The organism is Leeia aquatica, assembly GCF_012641365.1.
In the GTDB taxonomy this organism is placed as follows: domain Bacteria; phylum Pseudomonadota; class Gammaproteobacteria; order Burkholderiales; family Leeiaceae; genus Leeia; species Leeia aquatica.
In genome coordinates this window covers 131377-147391 of the sequence record NZ_JABAIM010000004.1, presented here as the reverse complement: position 1 = coordinate 147391, position 16015 = coordinate 131377, and the positions used below count along the sequence as shown (strand labels likewise).

Annotated in this window: 13 protein-coding genes; 9 read left to right on the top strand and 4 right to left on the bottom strand. The window is 63.2% G+C overall.

Annotated features, from left to right (window positions below):
• Positions 1-36: 36 nt before the first annotated feature.
• Entirely contained in the window at positions 37-1110 is a 1074-nt protein-coding gene (gene dprA / locus HF682_RS15535; protein ID WP_168878248.1) for a DNA-processing protein DprA, read from the bottom strand.
• A gap of 9 nt (positions 1111-1119) precedes the next feature.
• Positions 1120-2139, bottom strand: coding sequence for a LysM peptidoglycan-binding domain-containing protein (locus tag HF682_RS15530; protein WP_168878247.1), 1020 nt, complete (start codon positions 2137-2139; stop codon positions 1120-1122).
• A 204-nt stretch (positions 2140-2343) separates the two neighbouring features.
• Between HF682_RS15530 and def the strand changes: the two genes are divergently transcribed.
• From def to HF682_RS15485, 9 genes are all read left to right on the top strand, one after another.
• Positions 2344-2847 carry a peptide deformylase gene (gene def / locus HF682_RS15525; RefSeq protein ID WP_168878246.1) on the top strand — a complete coding sequence of 168 codons (504 nt, stop codon included), beginning with the start codon at positions 2344-2346 and terminating at the stop codon, positions 2845-2847.
• 54 nt (positions 2848-2901) lie between these two features.
• Positions 2902-3825, top strand: a complete 924-nt coding sequence (fmt, locus tag HF682_RS15520; RefSeq protein WP_168878245.1) for a methionyl-tRNA formyltransferase — start codon at positions 2902-2904, stop codon at positions 3823-3825.
• Positions 3826-3908: 83 nt separating this feature from the next.
• Positions 3909-4781, top strand: coding sequence for a zinc metalloprotease HtpX (gene htpX, locus HF682_RS15515; RefSeq protein ID WP_168878244.1), 873 nt, complete (start codon positions 3909-3911; stop codon positions 4779-4781).
• Between the two features lie 76 nt (positions 4782-4857).
• Complete coding sequence (rsmB, locus tag HF682_RS15510; RefSeq protein ID WP_168878243.1) at positions 4858-6126, top strand: 16S rRNA (cytosine(967)-C(5))-methyltransferase RsmB; 1269 nt, start codon at positions 4858-4860, stop codon at positions 6124-6126.
• A complete protein-coding gene (locus HF682_RS15505; protein ID WP_168878242.1) occupies positions 6101-6667 on the top strand; it encodes a DUF4390 domain-containing protein in 567 nt (188 codons plus the stop codon). Before rsmB ends, HF682_RS15505 begins: the two co-directional genes overlap by 26 nt.
• On the top strand, positions 6664-8787 hold the full coding sequence (locus HF682_RS15500) for a sensor histidine kinase (protein WP_168878241.1): 2124 nt from the start codon (positions 6664-6666) through the stop codon (positions 8785-8787). The genes HF682_RS15505 and HF682_RS15500 overlap by 4 nt, the downstream gene beginning before the upstream one ends.
• Positions 8784-10079, top strand: coding sequence for a sigma-54-dependent transcriptional regulator (locus HF682_RS15495; protein WP_168878240.1), 1296 nt, complete (start codon positions 8784-8786; stop codon positions 10077-10079). The genes HF682_RS15500 and HF682_RS15495 overlap by 4 nt, the downstream gene beginning before the upstream one ends.
• Before the next feature lie 96 nt (positions 10080-10175).
• Positions 10176-12200, top strand: coding sequence for an NADPH-dependent 2,4-dienoyl-CoA reductase (locus tag HF682_RS15490; RefSeq protein WP_168878239.1), 2025 nt, complete (start codon positions 10176-10178; stop codon positions 12198-12200).
• A 61-nt stretch (positions 12201-12261) separates the two neighbouring features.
• The gene (locus tag HF682_RS15485) at positions 12262-13254 is read left to right on the top strand and encodes a hypothetical protein (RefSeq protein ID WP_168878238.1); all 993 of its coding nucleotides are present in this window, start codon (positions 12262-12264) and stop codon (positions 13252-13254) included.
• Here the strand turns inward: HF682_RS15485 and HF682_RS15480 are convergent.
• Together HF682_RS15480 and HF682_RS15475 are read right to left on the bottom strand one after the other, a co-directional pair.
• Positions 13203-14123 (bottom strand): DUF6999 family protein, encoded by a 921-nt coding sequence (locus HF682_RS15480; RefSeq protein WP_168878237.1) that lies wholly within the window; start codon positions 14121-14123, stop codon positions 13203-13205. The two genes, HF682_RS15485 and HF682_RS15480, sit on opposite strands and share 52 nt — an antisense overlap.
• Positions 14120-16015 carry an iron-containing redox enzyme family protein gene (locus HF682_RS15475; protein ID WP_168878236.1) on the bottom strand — a complete coding sequence of 632 codons (1896 nt, stop codon included), beginning with the start codon at positions 16013-16015 and terminating at the stop codon, positions 14120-14122. Before HF682_RS15475 ends, HF682_RS15480 begins: the two co-directional genes overlap by 4 nt.

Below are 16015 nucleotides of genomic sequence, written 5' to 3'. Positions count from 1 at the left end.
AACGGGAAAGGCCGCGATTGCAAATTGTCGTCGCAATCAGCCGCGACGACGGTAACGTCCACCCGGCAGCGTTTCCACCTGCCCCTCCAGCTCCAGCTGCAGCAGCAGCGGCAGCAATTCTGCGGCACTGCGACCACTGCGCAGGCTCAGTTGATCCAGGTCGATCGGGTCATATTCCAGACCCTGTGGCCAGTTTGCTGCAGGGGGCGCCAAGTCTGCTGGTGCAGCGGAGGGTGCGAGCGTGACGGCTGGGTGGGCGGGTAATTCCTGCAGGATGTCATCGGCACACTCCACCAGTTTGGCGCCTTCCTTGATCAGGCGATGACAGCCCTTGCTTTGCGGGGCATGGATCGAGCCGGGGATGGCAAACACATCGCGCCCCTGCTCCAGAGCGTGCCGGGCGGTGATCAGCGAGCCACTGTTGAGGGTAGCCTCTACCACCAGGCAGCCACGCGCCAGGCCCGCAATGATACGGTTACGCTGCGGGAAATGCCCAGCCAGTGGCGGCGCACCCAGCGCATACTCTGAGAGCAACACCCCGTGAGCGGCGACCCGGTGGGCCAACTCCCGGTTGCCCGCCGGATACACCCGATCCAGCCCGGTGCCCACCACCGCAATGGTGCTGCCTTGCCCCTCCAGCCCCCCCAGATGGGCGGCACGGTCGATGCCATCGGCCAGCCCACTGACGATGGTCCAGCCCGCCTGTGACAGGCTGCGGGCAAAACTGTGTGCGGTATCAAAGCCACCGGTGGTGGCGTGGCGGCTACCCACCACCGCCAGCGCAGGCTGGGCCAGCAAGTCGCGCCTGCCTTTGACGAACAGCACCGGTGGTGGGGTGGGAATCTCCAGCAGCTGCGGCGGGTAGTCGGCATCGGCCAGCGTCAGCAGACTGTTGCCAGCCTGCTGCAGCCAGTCCAGATGCGCAGGCAAATCGACCGGCGTGTGCTGCAAAGCTGCCGCGACCTTGCGCGGGACAACCTCAGCCAGTACGGCTTCCCGCTGGGTGAGGATATGCTGCGGTTCATGGAAGCGTTGCAGCAGTGCCAACAAAGACGCCGGGCCCAGGCCCGGCGTCAATGTGAGGCGCAACCAGGCCTCGTGTTCGGTCATGGGTTTCCCTTAAGGGCTGACAACCACATCACGCGCCTTGATCACGTCGGTCGAGCGCATCACCAGCGCGTAGGACAGGTGATCAAACACCCGGAACACCATCACTTCTCCGGCCACTTCCGGCAAGGTGTACAGGTCCGGGTCGGACGAATTGACCTTTTGCATCAGGCGCGGGGCTTTCAGGGCCTGCAGCACATGGCCTACTTCAATACCGTCCAGCGCGCCCTTGTTCAGCACCACCATGAAGTACTGGCCGACTTCTGCCATATCGCCATAGCTGGAGACGACTTGTGCGTTCAGCTGGAATGATGGCGCGTGCGGCTGGTAGTTACGCAGCGAAGGCTCCGGGGCGGCAAGCAGCCGGTCGTGATAGGTGATTTCGCGCTCGGCACGCAGGATGGTCAGCTTGCTGACCTTGCCCACCACGTCCAGCCGGGCATCTCCCAGATAGAGGGCTTCATGGCCGAGGATGATTTTCTCGTCCTTGTCCGCCGGGTCTTTCAGGGCTTTGCCCTGACGGTAGATTTGCCAGACACTACCCTGCTTCTGGCCGTCCAGGCCCTCGGCGTAGACGTAGTCGCCCGCACCGAACACCACGCGCAGCTCACCACCGGCACCAATGCGTGGCGAGGTCAGCAACTGCTCGTTGGTAATGACCTTGGGTTGCGACAGGAAGGGGTCGATGATCGACGAGGCAATGGTGGGAATGGCGTCGCCATCCAGCCCCTCAATCCGCACCTGCGGACGAACCTTGATGGTGCCACCCTTCATAGTGGCGCCACGCGAGACGGAAAGGCGCGGCTGACCATCCACCATGTCCAGTACGATCAGATCACCCGGATAGATCCAGTGCGGGTTCTTGATTTCATCCCGGTTCATGTTCCAGATTTCCGGCCAGCGCCAGGGTTGTTTCAGGAACTTGCCGGAGATGTCCCACAAGGTGTCTCCCCGACGAACGGTATAGGTATTCGGGTGATTGTCCTGCAGTTGCAGGGTATCCGCTTTTGCCAAGCCCAGTGCGGCAAGCATGAGAAGCGATATAATGGCCTTACGCATATTACAACCTCGACTGTGTCGTCACTCGGGCGTCCGCGCCGAACTCCTCAGGGCTGACGGTGCATGGAACGCAATTTCATCAAGTATGTCAGATAAATAGAGAAAATTCTGCATCCATTTTCTCAGGCTGGCAACAGATATCGGCGTATGACATCAGGTTTTCAACAGGCAGGCAACATGGCGCTCCTCAATATCTTGCATTATCCCGACCCACGACTGCACACGGTGGCCAAACCCGTTGCGGTGGTAGACGACCGTATTCGCACCCTGTGTGCCGACATGCTGGAAACCATGTACGAGGCGCGCGGCATTGGTCTGGCAGCCACTCAGGTCAATGTTCACGAGCGGGTGGTGGTGATCGACATCAGCGAAGACCGGCAACAGCCGCAGTATTTCATCAACCCGGAAATCCTCAAGCGGGATGGCCGCTGCGAGACTGAAGAAGGCTGCCTGTCGGTGCCGGGCGTCTACGACAAGGTCACCCGGGCGGAGCGGGTGACGGTACGCGCGCTCAATTTGCAGGGCGAAGCGTATGAGCTGGAGGCGGACGAGCTGCTGGCCATCTGCATCCAGCATGAAATCGACCATCTGGACGGCAAGGTGTTTGTCGAACATCTGTCGCGCATGAAGCAGGACCGCATCCTGAAGAAACTGAAGAAGCGTGAACGGCAGAATCTGTAAGCCATCAGAACACGCTTGTTCGCCGTTGCTATTTCCATGATTCAGGGTAATCCCATGCGTGTGATCTTTGCCGGGACACCGGTATTTGCCGAGCGGGCGCTGCAAGCGCTGGTGACCGCCGGATTCGACATTCCTGTGGTGCTGACCCAGCCGGATCGACCGGCGGGGCGCGGCATGAAGCTGACCCCCAGCCCGGTCAAGCAGTGTGCGCTGGCGCACGGCCTGCCGGTGTGGCAACCCACGACCTTGCGTGATGCCGAGGTCCAGCACGCCTTGCGCGAACTGCAGGCAGACGTGATGGTGGTGGCCGCCTATGGGCTGATCCTGCCGCAGGGGGTGCTGGACATCCCGCGTTATGGCTGTCTCAACATCCACGCCTCGCTGCTGCCACGCTGGCGCGGGGCGGCACCGATCCATCGTGCTATCGAAGCGGGCGATGCGGAGACGGGTATCACCATCATGCAGATGGAGGCCGGGCTGGATACCGGGCCCATGCTATCCGTGCATCGCTGCGCCATCCTGCCGGAAGACACCACCGGCAGCCTGCACGACCGGTTGGCGGAGATGGGCGCACAGGCCATCGTGGCCGACCTGCCGCGCTGGGTTGCGGGGCAACTGGCTGCGGTGCCGCAACCGGCGGAAGGGGTGAACTACGCCAGCAAGATCGACAAGACCGAGGCTGAGCTCCTGTGGCAGCGGCCAGCCTCAGAGCTGGCGCGGCGCATTCGTGCCTTTCATCCTGCGCCAGGTTGCTGGACTCGCCACCAGGGCGAAGTGCTGAAAGTGTGGGCGGCTACCGAGGCCGGCGCACTGAACCTGCCCGCCGGGCAGTTGCACCGGGATGAGGCTGGCCATCTGATGGTGGCGTGTGGCGAGGGCAGCTTGCGCTTGCTGGAGGTGCAGCGCGCCGGTGGCAAGCGCCAGCCCGCAGCGCAATGGGTGCAGGGTCTGGCCGATGGCGTGACGCTAGGCCTTTGATCAGACATTGAATTTTTTGCCCAGCCCCTCATCTAAGGGTTACGCACGGAGCGTTTCTCCGTATGGACACAAGGATGAGGGCGATGTGGGGCAATTGGCTGAAGACGGCCACGTTGCTGGCCGGTTTGACAGCGCTGTTCGGGGTATTGGGGATGGCCTTCGGGGGGGCTGCAGGCATGCTGATCATGCTGTTGCTGGCTGGGGCCGTCAATCTGTGGGCGTGGTGGCAGTCCGACAAGCTGGTGCTGCGCATGCACCATGCCCAGCCGGTGGACAGCCGCAGTGGCGCACCGCTGTACCGCATGGTGGCGGAGCTGGCACAGAAAGCCGGATTGCCGATGCCCGCGGTTTACCTGATCCACAGTGCGCAACCCAACGCTTTTGCCACCGGTCGAGATCCGCAGCATGCTGCGGTGGCGGTCACCAGCGGTTTGCTGCAGCTGTTGAGCGAGCGTGAGCTGCGCGGCGTACTGGCGCACGAGCTGGCGCACATCCTGCACCGGGACACCCTGCTGTCGACCCTGACCGCCACCATTGCTGGTGCAGTCAGCAACCTGTCGCAATTCCTGCTGTTTTTTGGCGGCAGCGGGGGGCGGGACGACGAGCGGCCGATTCATCCGCTGCTCGCCCTGGTGATTGCCCTGTTCGCGCCGCTGGCGGCCATGTTGATCCAGATGGCGATTTCACGGGCCCGTGAGTTTGAGGCGGACCGGGTCGGGGCCCTGCTCAGTGGGGACCCGCAAGCTCTGGCCAGTGCCTTGCAGCGGATCGAACGCTACGCGCAAGGCTATGTCATGCCCAGCGCCGAGCAGCATCCGGAAACTGCGCAGATGATGATCATCAACCCCTTGCATGGCGGGGGCTTGGCCGGGCTGTTCCGTACGCACCCGGTGACGGAGGAGCGCGTGGCCCGTTTGCTGGCCATGTTGCGGCCATCGGCGTCGTCCGGCTGGTAAGCATGGGACACCACCGCCCCGCCGGGGCGGTTTTTTGTTAGTATCCACGCTGACCAGAACAGAAGTCAGTGATCCCATGTTTCAGATACAGCGTGTTGCTACCGAGGTGATCGGCCAGGTCTTGGCCGGACGCAACCTCACCGAGGTGCTCAGCGAAACCCTGCAACACGACACCGAGCTGACCCCGCAGCAGCGGGGTGGCATCCGCGACCTGTGCTATGGCACCTTGCGTCATTACGGCACACTGGATGCTGTGCTCAAGCAGATGATGACCCGCCCGCCGGAAGATCCACGCGTGCGGCTGGTCCTGCTGGTGGCCTTGTACCAGCTGCAGCATACGGCAGCGGCGCCTTACGCCATCGTTGACCATGCCGTACGGCAGGTGGCGCGCTGGCTGCCGCCCGCCAAGGGGATGGCCAATGCCATTCTGCGTCGTTTCCAGCGTGAGCGTCGCAGTCTGCTGGAGCAGGCCGGGAATGACCCCGCCAGCCGCTATGCCCTGCCCGGCTGGTGGGTAAACCAGCTACGGCAAAGCTACCCGGAGCGCTGGAAGCAGATTGCCGAAGCCGGGCTGCTGCATCCACCGATGGGTTTGCGCGTCAACCTGCGCCAGCAGACGCTGGTTGCGTATCAGCAGCGACTGGCTGACGAGGGGCTCAGTGCGACAGCCGTGGGTGAAGCGGGCTTGTTGTTGCAGACACCCGTGCCGGTTAGCCGCCTGCCGGGCTTTAGCGAGGGCGCGGTGTCCGTGCAAGACTTGGGCGCACAACAGGCCGCCCTCTTGCTGGATGCACGAGACGGTATGCGGGTATTGGATGCCTGCGCGGCACCGGGTGGCAAGACCGGGCACCTGCTGGAACGGCATCGTTTGCAGCTGACGGCGCTGGATGTGGATGCCAGCCGTCTGCAAAGGGTGCAGGACAATCTGGACCGACTGGGGGGACAGGCCACGCTGCTGTGCGGTGATGCCAGTCAGCCATCAGCCTGGTGGGACGGGCAGCCGTTTGACCGCATCCTGCTGGATGTTCCATGCAGCGCCTCGGGGGTGGTGCGGCGCAATCCGGACATCAAGCTGCACCGTCGCCCGGCGGATATCGAGCAGTTTGCCCGCCAGCAAGCCGCCCTGCTGGATGCCATCTGGCCCTGTCTGGCGGTGGGCGGGGAGCTGCTGTATGCCACCTGCTCCATTTTCCGGGCGGAAAACCAGCAGCAGGTGGTGGCCTTTCTGGAGCGGCAGCCCCATGCGATGCTGATACCGCTGGGCGATGACGTGGCCACCCTGCAACTGCTGCCGGACGCGCAGCAGGACGGTTTCTTTTATGCCCGGCTGCGCAAGCTTGCTTAAGCGGGCGCTGCTCGTTGGCCTGCTGCTGGTGAGCACACTGGCGCAGGCGGATATCGCCTTCCGCCAGGCGAAGGTGCAACTGGGCGACGAGGGTTATTTGCTGTCCGCCCGCTTTGCCTGCAGCCTGCCGCCCACGCTGGAAGATGCCCTGCAGCAGGGAATGACGCTGGGTTTTGTGCTGGATTTTGAGCTGATACGCCATCGGAAGTTGTGGTTTGACAGCACCGTGGTGACCCTGCAGCGCAACTACAAACTCAGCTATTCTGCCTTGACCCGGCAGTACCGCCTCAGCTATGGCGGGCTATACCGCGGCTATCCACGGCTGGATGCTGCGCTGGGCGCCTTGTGTACTCCCGGTGGCTGGCTGGTGCTGGAAAAAGGCGGGCTGCGGGAACTGGGTGACCTGCAAGGCCGCATCCGCCTGCAACTGGATAGTCAGCAGCTGCCGCAAACCTTCCAGATCCGCACCCTGACCTCGTCGGACTGGAACCTGGGTTCCGACTGGCAAAGCTTTTCCTTCTCCCCGGAGGCGGCACCATGAAGCGCCTGGTGATACTGGCTGCACTGGTAACCGGGATCATGCTGTATCTGCTGGCCAGCGCGGCCGCCAATGGCAGCCGGCTGTCCAACCACTACAACCTGTTGTTGTTGCTCAACGGTGTGGTGGCGGTCGGCTTGCTGGCGCTGGTTGGCTGGCAGTTGTGGGACCTGCGCAAGAAGCTGAAAGCCGGGGTGTTTGGCTCCAAGCTGACCCTGCGGCTGGTGCTGATGTTTGGACTGGTGGCTGTATTGCCTGGCGCGCTGGTGTATACCGTGTCCTTCCAGTTCCTGACCCGCAGTATTGAAACCTGGTTTGATGTGCGGGTGGATACGGCGCTGGACCGGGGCTTGAACCTGGGGCAGGTGGCGCTGGACCACGTCCGGCAGGAACAGGAGCGGGTGGCCCTCAGCATTGCCCGGCAGCTGAACGAGGCGAAGGATGCGGACCTGCTGAGCCTGCTGGGGCGACTGCGTGAACAGCAGGATATTGCCCAGCTGGGGATTTTCACCAGCCGGGGCTCCTTGCTGGCGTATGCGGGCAGCGAGTCGCCCGCTCAGCCGGCGCAGAATGAATTGCTGCAGGCGCGCAGCGGGCCGTGGTCGGTGGTGGAAAACGCTGCCGAGAATGAGCACGAGCTCAAGGTGCGGGTGCTGGTGGCGTTGAAGCCAGGCGGGTTGGGCGGTGATGGCCGCATGCTGCTGCTGCAGCAACCGGTATCCCGCCAGCTGGCCGATGATGCCGAGGTGCTGGAAAACATCCGCCGTGATTACAAGACGCTGGCACTCTCGCGCGGCAACCTGCAGCTGATCTATTCGGTGACGCTGACGCTATCACTGTTGCTGATCCTGCTGCTGGTGATGGCGCTGGCGTTTTACCTCTCCAGCCGCTTGTCCGCTCCGCTGTCGGTATTGGCGGCGGGGACCCGCGCGGTGGCGCAGGGCGACTTCAGCCAGCGGCAGACGGTGCTGAGCAAGGACGAGCTGGGGGTGCTGACGCTGCAATTCAACCGCATGACCCGGCAGCTGGCCGAGGCGCGTGACAGCGTGGAGCAGCAGCAGCAAGCGCTCGCCGCCGCCAATGAATACCTTGCCAGCCTGCTGGCCAACCTGACCGCCGGCGTACTGGCCTTCGATGCCGGGTTTGGTCTGCGCTCCAGCAATGCCGGTGCCGACGCCATTCTCGGGGTGCCGATGCATGAATTGCAGGGCACGGCGCTGGCGGCATGGGGCCGTCGCATGCCGCAGCTGGCTGAATTTGCCCAGCGGGTGGTGGAGGGTTTCAACGGTGTGGGTCAGGACAGCTGGCATGCACAGCTGGAGCTGGTCGGCCCTCGTGGTAGCCAGGTGCTGCTGTTGCGCGGCAGTCGCATGCCGGGGGCTGGCCATGGCTTTGTGTTGGTGTTTGACGACATTACCGACCTGATGCAGGCCCAGCGCCAAGCGGCCTGGGGTGAGGTGGCACGGCGGCTGGCCCATGAAATCAAGAACCCGCTGACGCCCATCCAGCTGTCGGCCGAGCGGCTACAGCACAAGCTGTCTGACAAGCTGGCGCAGCCGGATGCCGACATGCTGGCGCGCAGTACGCAGACTATTGTCAATCAGGTGGCTGCCCTGAAAAACATGGTGGAAGACTTCAAGGAATATGCGCGTGCGCCGAAGACGGTGCTGCAGATGCTGGACCTGAATGCGCTGGTGCGCGAGGTACTCACCCTGTATGAGAGCAGCGGCTGGGTGCAGGCAAGGCTATGTGATCGTGCCGTGCTGGTGATGGGGGATGCGACAAGATTACGACAGGTGTTGCATAATTTGTTGCAAAATGCACAAGATGCGGTATCGGGCGCGGAAGCGCCTTGCATTGAAGTGCGCCTGCAGGGGGCTGAGACTTCGGCCACGCTGGTGGTGCAGGACAATGGCGCGGGTTTTCCGCCGGACATGCTGGCCCGGGTGTTTGAGCCATATGTGACCACCAAGGCCAAGGGGACCGGGCTGGGGCTGGCCATTGTCAAAAAGATTTGCGAAGAGCATCACGGCAGCGTGAGCATACAGAACCGTGAGCCACAGGGGGCCAGTGTGACGCTGGTACTGCCAAGAGTCACCACGCCGCCAGAGGGAGACGTATGAGCGGAAACGAAATCCTGATCGTCGATGACGAAATGGGCATCCGGGAATTGTTGTCGGAAATCCTGCAAGACGAGGGTTATCGGGTCAAGCTGGCCGAGAATGCCGCCCAGGCGCGGACTTACCGGAATCAGCAGCGTCCGGACCTGGTGCTGCTCGACATCTGGATGCCGGACTGTGATGGCATCACCTTGCTCAAGGAATGGGCACGCGCCGGGCAACTGACCATGCCGGTGGTCATGATGTCGGGCCATGCCACCATTGATACGGCGGTGGAAGCCACCCGCATCGGCGCGCTGGACTTCATGGAAAAGCCGATTGCCTTGCAAAAGCTGCTGTCGACCGTGCAGCGGGCCTTGAAGCGCGGCGGTGCCCAGCACCACCCGGAGCAAACACTGGCCAGCTTGGGCAAAGGCGAGGCCATTGTGGACCTCAAGGCCAAGCTGGATCAGGTATTGCAACAGCGGCGGCCGGTGCTGCTGACCGGCGAGTATGGCGTGGCGTTTGAACCGTGTGCCCGCTACCTGTATACCCCGAATTCACCGTGGGTGACCGTCAGCAACCCACAAACCCTGATTGACGCCCCGCTCAGCCTGCTGGAGCAGGCGCGAGACGGTTTGCTGTATGTGCCGGAAGTGGCTGAATTGCCGCGGCGGGCACAGCAGGGCCTGATGCTGGTGGTCAACAAGCTGGAGAAGTTTCACGCCCGCTTGGTGGTCACCTCCAGCCAGCCGCTGCTGCCACTGGTGACCGAGCGGCAGTTTGATGCTGCGTTGTATCAGGCGCTGGCAGGGCTGACCGTGGTGGTGCCGCCGCTGCGTCTGCATGCGGACGATGTGCCAGACCTGGCCAATCAATTGCTCACGCAGCTGATCGAAGCCCGCAAGGCACCGCAACGCCGCTTTGCCACTGCCGCGCTCAACCAGCTGCGGCAGCACGGCTGGCAAGGCAACCATCAGGAGCTGCTGCAGGTGGTGCAGTCCGCCGCCCTGACCGCCAGCGAAGAAGAGATCAGTGCGGACGATGTGCAGGCGCTGCTGCGCCTGTCCAGCAGTGCGCCGCGCGCGCCTGAGGCTGCACCGGCCCTGCCGATGACCGGCGTGTCGTTCGACCAGCCCCTGCGTGAAGCACGCGATGAGTTCGAGCGCCTGTATCTGGAATACCATCTGAAGCAGGCCGGCGGCAACATGAGCCAGGTGGCCGAACGCGTAGGGCTGGAGCGCACCCACCTGTACCGCAAGCTCAAGCAGCTGGGCGTGCAGGTAGGCCGCCGTCACAACAGCAGCGACGACTGATACCGCCTCTCCAGGTTTGACCCGACACCCATTGCAGGGTGTCGGCGACCCGTTTAAACTACCAAGCGTTTGCTTGATAGATTGCCGGAGCTCGCCATGACCACCGCTTACCCGCACCTGTTGGCCCCGCTGGACCTGGGCTTTACCACCTTGCGCAACCGAACCCTGATGGGCTCCATGCATACCGGGCTGGAAGAAGCCGAGCAGGGTTTCGAGCGCATGGCCGCGTTTTACGCCGAGCGGGCCCGGGGCGGTGTCGGCCTGATTGTGACCGGTGGCGTGGCCCCCAACGACAAAGGCGTGGTGATGGCCGGGGCCAGCAAGCTGGTCGATGAGCAGGAAGTGCCGCATCACCGTATCGTTACCGATGCGGTGCACGCTGAGGGTGGCAAGATATGCTTGCAGATCCTGCATACCGGGCGCTATTCCTACCAGCTGGACCCGGTGGCGCCCAGTGCCTTGCAAGCGCCGATCAATCCCTTCCCGCCCGTTGCGCTGGATGAAGCCGGTATCGAGCAAACCATTGCCGACTTTGCCCGTTGTGCCCGGCTGGCGCAGCAGGCTGGTTACGATGGCGTCGAGGTCATGGGCTCGGAAGGCTACCTGATCAACCAGTTCATTGCGCCGAAGACCAATCACCGCACCGACCAGTGGGGGGGTAGTTTCGAAAACCGCATTCGTTTCCCGCTGGAGATCCTGCGCCGGGTGCGTGCAGCGGTGGGGTCCGACTTCATCATTATCTACCGCCTGTCCATGCTGGATCTGGTCGACCAAGGCAGCAACTGGGACGAGATTGTGGCGCTGGCACAAGCCGTCGAGCAGGCCGGTGCCACGCTGATCAACACCGGCATTGGCTGGCACGAAGCCCGCATTCCGACCATTGCCACCATGGTGCCGCGCGGTGGCTTTGCCTGGGTGACGCGCAAGCTCAAGGGCAGCGTACGTATCCCGCTGGTGACCACCAACCGCATCAACACGCCGGAAGTAGCCGAGCAGATCCTGTCGGAAGGCAGTGCCGACATGGTGTCGATGGCACGCCCCTTCCTGGCGGACCCGGAGTTTGTGCGCAAGGCGGCGGAACAGCGTGCGGACGAGATCAATACCTGTATCGGCTGCAACCAGGCCTGTCTGGACCATATCTTCCAGGCCAAGATGACCAGCTGTCTGGTTAACCCGCGTGCCTGCCATGAAACCGAGCTGAACTACCTGCCCACTGCGCAGCCCAAGCGCATTGCGGTGGTGGGGGCGGGACCGGCGGGTCTGGCCTGTGCCACCGTCGCCGCCCAGCGCGGCCATCAGGTGACCCTGTTTGAGGCCAGCAGCGAGATTGGCGGGCAGTTCAATGTCGCCAAGCAGGTGCCGGGCAAAGAGGAGTTCTATGAAACCCTGCGCTACTTCCGTACCCAGCTGGCGCGCCATCAGGTCGAGGTCAGGCTGGGTCAGCGTGCCAGCGCAGAACAGCTGCTGGACTTTGACGAAGTGGTACTGGCAACCGGCATCCTGCCACGGCAGATCAGCTTTCCCGGCAGTGATCACCCGAAGGTGCTGAGCTATCTGGATGTGCTGCGGGACAAGCAGCCGGTAGGCGAGCGGGTGGCCATTATCGGTGCCGGTGGGATTGGCTTTGATACGGCGGAATACCTGTCCCATGAGGGCACGCCCACCAGTCTGGACCTGCCCGCCTTCCTGCAGGAGTGGGGCATTGATGGCGAGCTGTCGCACCGTGGTGGCCTGCGTGCCGGTGGCCCGGCAGCCTCGCACAGCCCGCGCCAGATTTACCTGCTGCAACGCAAGAGCAGCAAGGTGGGCGACGGGCTGGGCAAGACCACCGGCTGGATTCACCGTACCAGCCTGAAAAACAAGGGCGTGCAGATGCTCTCCGGCGTGCAGTATGACAAGGTGGACGATGAAGGACTGCACATCACTGTCAACGGTCAGCCGCAACTGCTGCCGGTGGATCACGTTGTGATTTGTGCCGGGCAAGAACCCCAACGAGCGCTGCATGCGGCGCTGGCGGCGAGCGGTAAGCCGGTGCACCTGATTGGTGGCGCAGATGTGGCCGCCGAGCTGGACGCCAAGCGCGCCATTGACCAAGGCTCGCGCCTCGCGGCTAGCCTCTGACGGAAGACTTCTTCCTGCCCCAGGGCTGGGTCTGCCGCCACAAAGGCGGTAGACTCGCCCCATGCACCCTCTTCTCTCCCGCCTCCTGCTCATACTGCTGCTGTGCTGTGGCACCGCCCAGGCACAGGACCTGAACCCGGCTAACCTCTACCGCGCACTGGCGCCGTTGCCTAAAACCCGGCTGGAGGTGCAAGGTGCGGTGATGGACGTGGCCTTCCAGGCGCAGGACCTGAGCTTATCCCAAGCGGAGGTCGTGGCCTGGATTGAGCAGCGTGCGCAATGGGTCTCCGCCTTCTATGGACGTTTCCCGGTCGACCGGGTCGAGGTGCTGGTCGATAGTGCCGAGGGGGACCGGGTGCTGGCCGGGATTGCCTGGGGCCAACCGTACCCGGCACTACGGGTGACCCTGGGCCGCAAGGCCACGCTGGACGCGCTGAATCGGGATGGTTTGCTGATCCACGAGATGGTCCACCTTGGCACCCCCATGCTGCCCAACAAGGCGTTCTGGTTTCTGGAAGGCGTGGCCGACTACAGTGCCACCCTGGTGCGTGCCAAAATTGGCGCGATCAACGAAGCCCAGGCCTGGCGCGGGCTGGTGCGCAGCATGTGGCAAGCCATCCCCAAAATGGGCGAGCGCGGGCTGGATTACCCGATGAGCGGCAGCCGGGTGTACTGGGCCGGCGTCTACTACTGCATGCAGGCCGACCTGCGCCTGCGGCAGCAGAGCGACAACCAGATCGGTTTCATGGATGCCCTGCGTCACCTCAACCGTGAGACGCGCGGCATTGCCGACTACACCAGCCTAGATCGGGTGCTGACCACACTGGATGGGGTTGACGGCGGCGCCACCTTCCGCGAGCTGTATCAGGAGATGCGCGAAGAACCGGTGAGCCCGGACCTGCCGCTGATCTGGCTGCAACTCGGCCTGCGCTTTGACGACGACCTGCTGGAATTCGACAACACCACCGAACTCGCCCCGCTGCGCGCCGCCATCATGCGCCGTTACGACGAAGAGCCCGCACTGGCCGCAGAACCACCGGCGGCCGCGCCTTGACCCGTGGTTTGCTGCTGGCGCATGACCAAAAGGGCATGCAGCATTTCAGTACTCAGGCCGTGCAGTACCAGGCGGAAACCGGCGCGCAGGGTGCTGAGTGGTACCAGTGGGTGCTTGTTGTTGAGCAGGACCAGATGCTCGGGGGCGCCGAGAATGCGGGCGGCGTAGAGGCCGATGGTTTCGTCCAGCTGCAGCGAGTTGCTGGCGCGCCAGAAGTCGTTGTCGGTGAGGAACAGCTGGTACATCGGGGTGAACAGTTCGATGGCGCTCTGCAGGTCGAGGAAGTTGTGCCAGCGACGTGGCATGCTCTCCAGCGGTACCGGCGGTTCGTGCAGCATGCTGAAATCCGGCTGGGCCACCGGCCCCAGTTGCTGGCCGTGCTCGCGCAGCGCCTGGTTGAGACGGATCACGAAGTTGAACAGGTTGAGGTCGTGCTTGAGAAACAGCTCATCCTTCAGATCATCGATGGTCACCGGCTTGAGCGGGTTGGTACTGACCGGCTGTGGCGAATTTCGGGCGATGAACTCGAGGATCTGTGCGCCGAGGTGAAAGTGGCGCAGGATCAGCCAGTTGGCTTCCGGCGTGACAAAGCGCTTGAGGCCAAAGGCCAGTAGCCAGTGCAGCAGCCGGGAGGCCGCCCAGCGCCGTGGCAGCACCACCTTCAGCACCTGAATCAGGATGATCAGGGTGCGGGCCAGCGGCCGCAGGAAGGGCAGCACAAATTGTCGTGAGCGGGAGCTGGAGTCACGCAGCCAGGCCCGCTTGACCGGGTCCGGCAGCGGGGTGCTCTGGTCCAGATACAGCGAGAGCCACGGTGAGGGGTCGCGCGGGTCGTACTCGGTGTCCAGAAAATCCGGTAGCTGCTTCATGCGTCCACATCCTCCAGTACATGTTCAAACTGCATCAGGTACAGCTGCGCGGTGCGCTCTGTGGTGCGGATGATCTGCTCCGCCACCCGTTCGCCCGGTTCCGCCTGCAGCGCCAGCATCACCGCCCGCAGCCAGCGTTGCAGGTGATGTTCGTCGTTGCTGCCATGATAATCGAGAAAGCGGTAGGTATTGGGCGGCAGCTGCAGCTGGTTTTTCAGCAGCGGCAGCAGTGCGGGGATGATGCGTTGTCCAGTGCCTTCGATGATGTAGATGGCACCCAGCAGGCCGATGGGATTCGGCGTGCTGGCCAGCGCGTGCATATAGCTGTTCAAGGCTTCCCCGCCCGCGTTGCGACGCAAGTCCTCAATGCGGCGGGCTTCGCCACCGGCGGCCTGATAGTCCTGAAACAGGATGTTGAAGTCAAACTGCTCATCATTGGCATGCTCGGTTACCAGCTCGCCCAGCGCTTCAAACGGGGCTTGCAGCGAGGCGACCGCTTCGCGCATCCACAGGCTGCCTTCCCGTACTTGAGGAATCCAGCAGGCCATCCATTGCCGGTAATCGTTCCACGTGAAACGCTGCTCACGCAACTTGCGGATCATCGGGGTGCGCCAGGCCCGTGACCGGTAGTCATGCCAGATCACCGCCAGTGCCTGCAATAGGCGGGCAAGCCGTGGATCGCTGTGTTGGGGGTCATGCGGGGCGGGGACCTCCGCGTCACGCGTGGGCTGGGCGATGGGTTGAGCAACCGGCTCGGGTAGCGGCTGGTCGGCCGCTTCGGCCTCCAGCAGCAGGAAAGCCGTAGTGAAGCGGCCAGATTCCGGGATGTAACAGAACAAAGTGTCGCCGGGCTGCAGGGTATGCGTCTCCAGAAACTCGGCCAGCATGATGAAGATGGAGGCCGAGCCGGTATTGCCGCGCCATTTCAGATTGCTGTACCAGCGCTCGCGCGGAATGGACAGCTGTGCCTTGGCCATCAGCTCTTCCACCACCGGGATGAAGCGCTCGGAGGAGTAATGGCAGAGGAAGTGGCTGACGCGGTCCGGATGCAGCCAGCCTTCCTGTACCAGCTTCACATATTCATGAATGCCGATGTCAAACAGATGCGGGAGCAGGCGGATATCCTGTCGCAAGGAGAGTGCGCCATCACGTTCGGCATCGGCGCAGGAATCATAGTCGAGGAAGCTCTTGCTGCCGCCTTGCGGTAGTCCTAGCTGCATGCATACCGGGTAATCGCCGGAAAAGGAGCGCTGGTGTACCCATTTCAGGCGCAGGCGGATGCCGTTTCGCGTGCGTGGGGTGCGGCTGAGCAGCATCGCTCCCGCGCCGTCAGAGAGCATCCAGCGCAGGAAATGGGCATCAAAGTCGGCGTGATAGTCGCGCGGGGCAAAGCGGCTCTTCTTGAACATGCGTGACGGCAGCTCGCTGGCCACCACCAGCGCCCGCTCATGGCTGCCCAGTTCGAGTGCCATGGCAGCATGGCTCAGCGCCGTGACACCGGATGCACACACGCCCTGACTGCTGAGGGTTTCCATCGGCGGGGCCGACAATTCACCCTGGATCAGGTTGGCAAAGCCGGGCATCAGTGCATCGCCACCTGAGGAGCCTGCGGCCAGCAAAGTAATGTCGCTGAGTGAGAGTTCTGTTTGCTGTACAGCCCGACGGATGGCCTCTGCCGCCATGGCGGCGTGGGACTGTACCGTTTCCCCTTGCGGGTTGATGGCGTAGTGGCGTTGCTCAATGCCGTTTTCCGCCAGAATGCGTTGCTTGATGCGGTTGGACAGCCGGTTCAGCGGCGCGATGTACTGGTCCATGGCCGTGTTATCGACCGGCTCGCCTGGCAGATAGTGGCTGGCCGCATCGAGATAGACACGTTGGAAAGGTGTGGGCAT

Excerpts from the sequence above, each read along its gene's own strand:
- def (WP_168878246.1), top strand. The coding sequence starts at position 2,344 with ATGGCGCTCCTCAATATCTTGCATTATCCCGACCCACGACTGCACACG.
- HF682_RS15505 (WP_168878242.1), top strand. The coding sequence starts at position 6,101 with ATGCCCGGCTGCGCAAGCTTGCTTAAGCGGGCGCTGCTCGTTGGCCTG.
- HF682_RS15485 (WP_168878238.1), top strand. The coding sequence starts at position 12,262 with ATGCACCCTCTTCTCTCCCGCCTCCTGCTCATACTGCTGCTGTGCTGT.
- rsmB (WP_168878243.1), top strand. The coding sequence starts at position 4,858 with ATGTTTCAGATACAGCGTGTTGCTACCGAGGTGATCGGCCAGGTCTTG.
- HF682_RS15475 (WP_168878236.1), bottom strand. The coding sequence starts at position 16,015 with ATGCCCACACCTTTCCAACGTGTCTATCTCGATGCGGCCAGCCACTAT.
- HF682_RS15530 (WP_168878247.1), bottom strand. The coding sequence starts at position 2,139 with ATGCTTGCCGCACTGGGCTTGGCAAAAGCGGATACCCTGCAACTGCAG.
- HF682_RS15490 (WP_168878239.1), top strand. The coding sequence starts at position 10,176 with ATGACCACCGCTTACCCGCACCTGTTGGCCCCGCTGGACCTGGGCTTT.
- HF682_RS15500 (WP_168878241.1), top strand. The coding sequence starts at position 6,664 with ATGAAGCGCCTGGTGATACTGGCTGCACTGGTAACCGGGATCATGCTG.
- fmt (WP_168878245.1), top strand. The coding sequence starts at position 2,902 with ATGCGTGTGATCTTTGCCGGGACACCGGTATTTGCCGAGCGGGCGCTG.
- htpX (WP_168878244.1), top strand. The coding sequence starts at position 3,909 with ATGTGGGGCAATTGGCTGAAGACGGCCACGTTGCTGGCCGGTTTGACA.
- HF682_RS15480 (WP_168878237.1), bottom strand. The coding sequence starts at position 14,123 with ATGAAGCAGCTACCGGATTTTCTGGACACCGAGTACGACCCGCGCGAC.
- dprA (WP_168878248.1), bottom strand. The coding sequence starts at position 1,110 with ATGACCGAACACGAGGCCTGGTTGCGCCTCACATTGACGCCGGGCCTG.
- HF682_RS15495 (WP_168878240.1), top strand. The coding sequence starts at position 8,784 with ATGAGCGGAAACGAAATCCTGATCGTCGATGACGAAATGGGCATCCGG.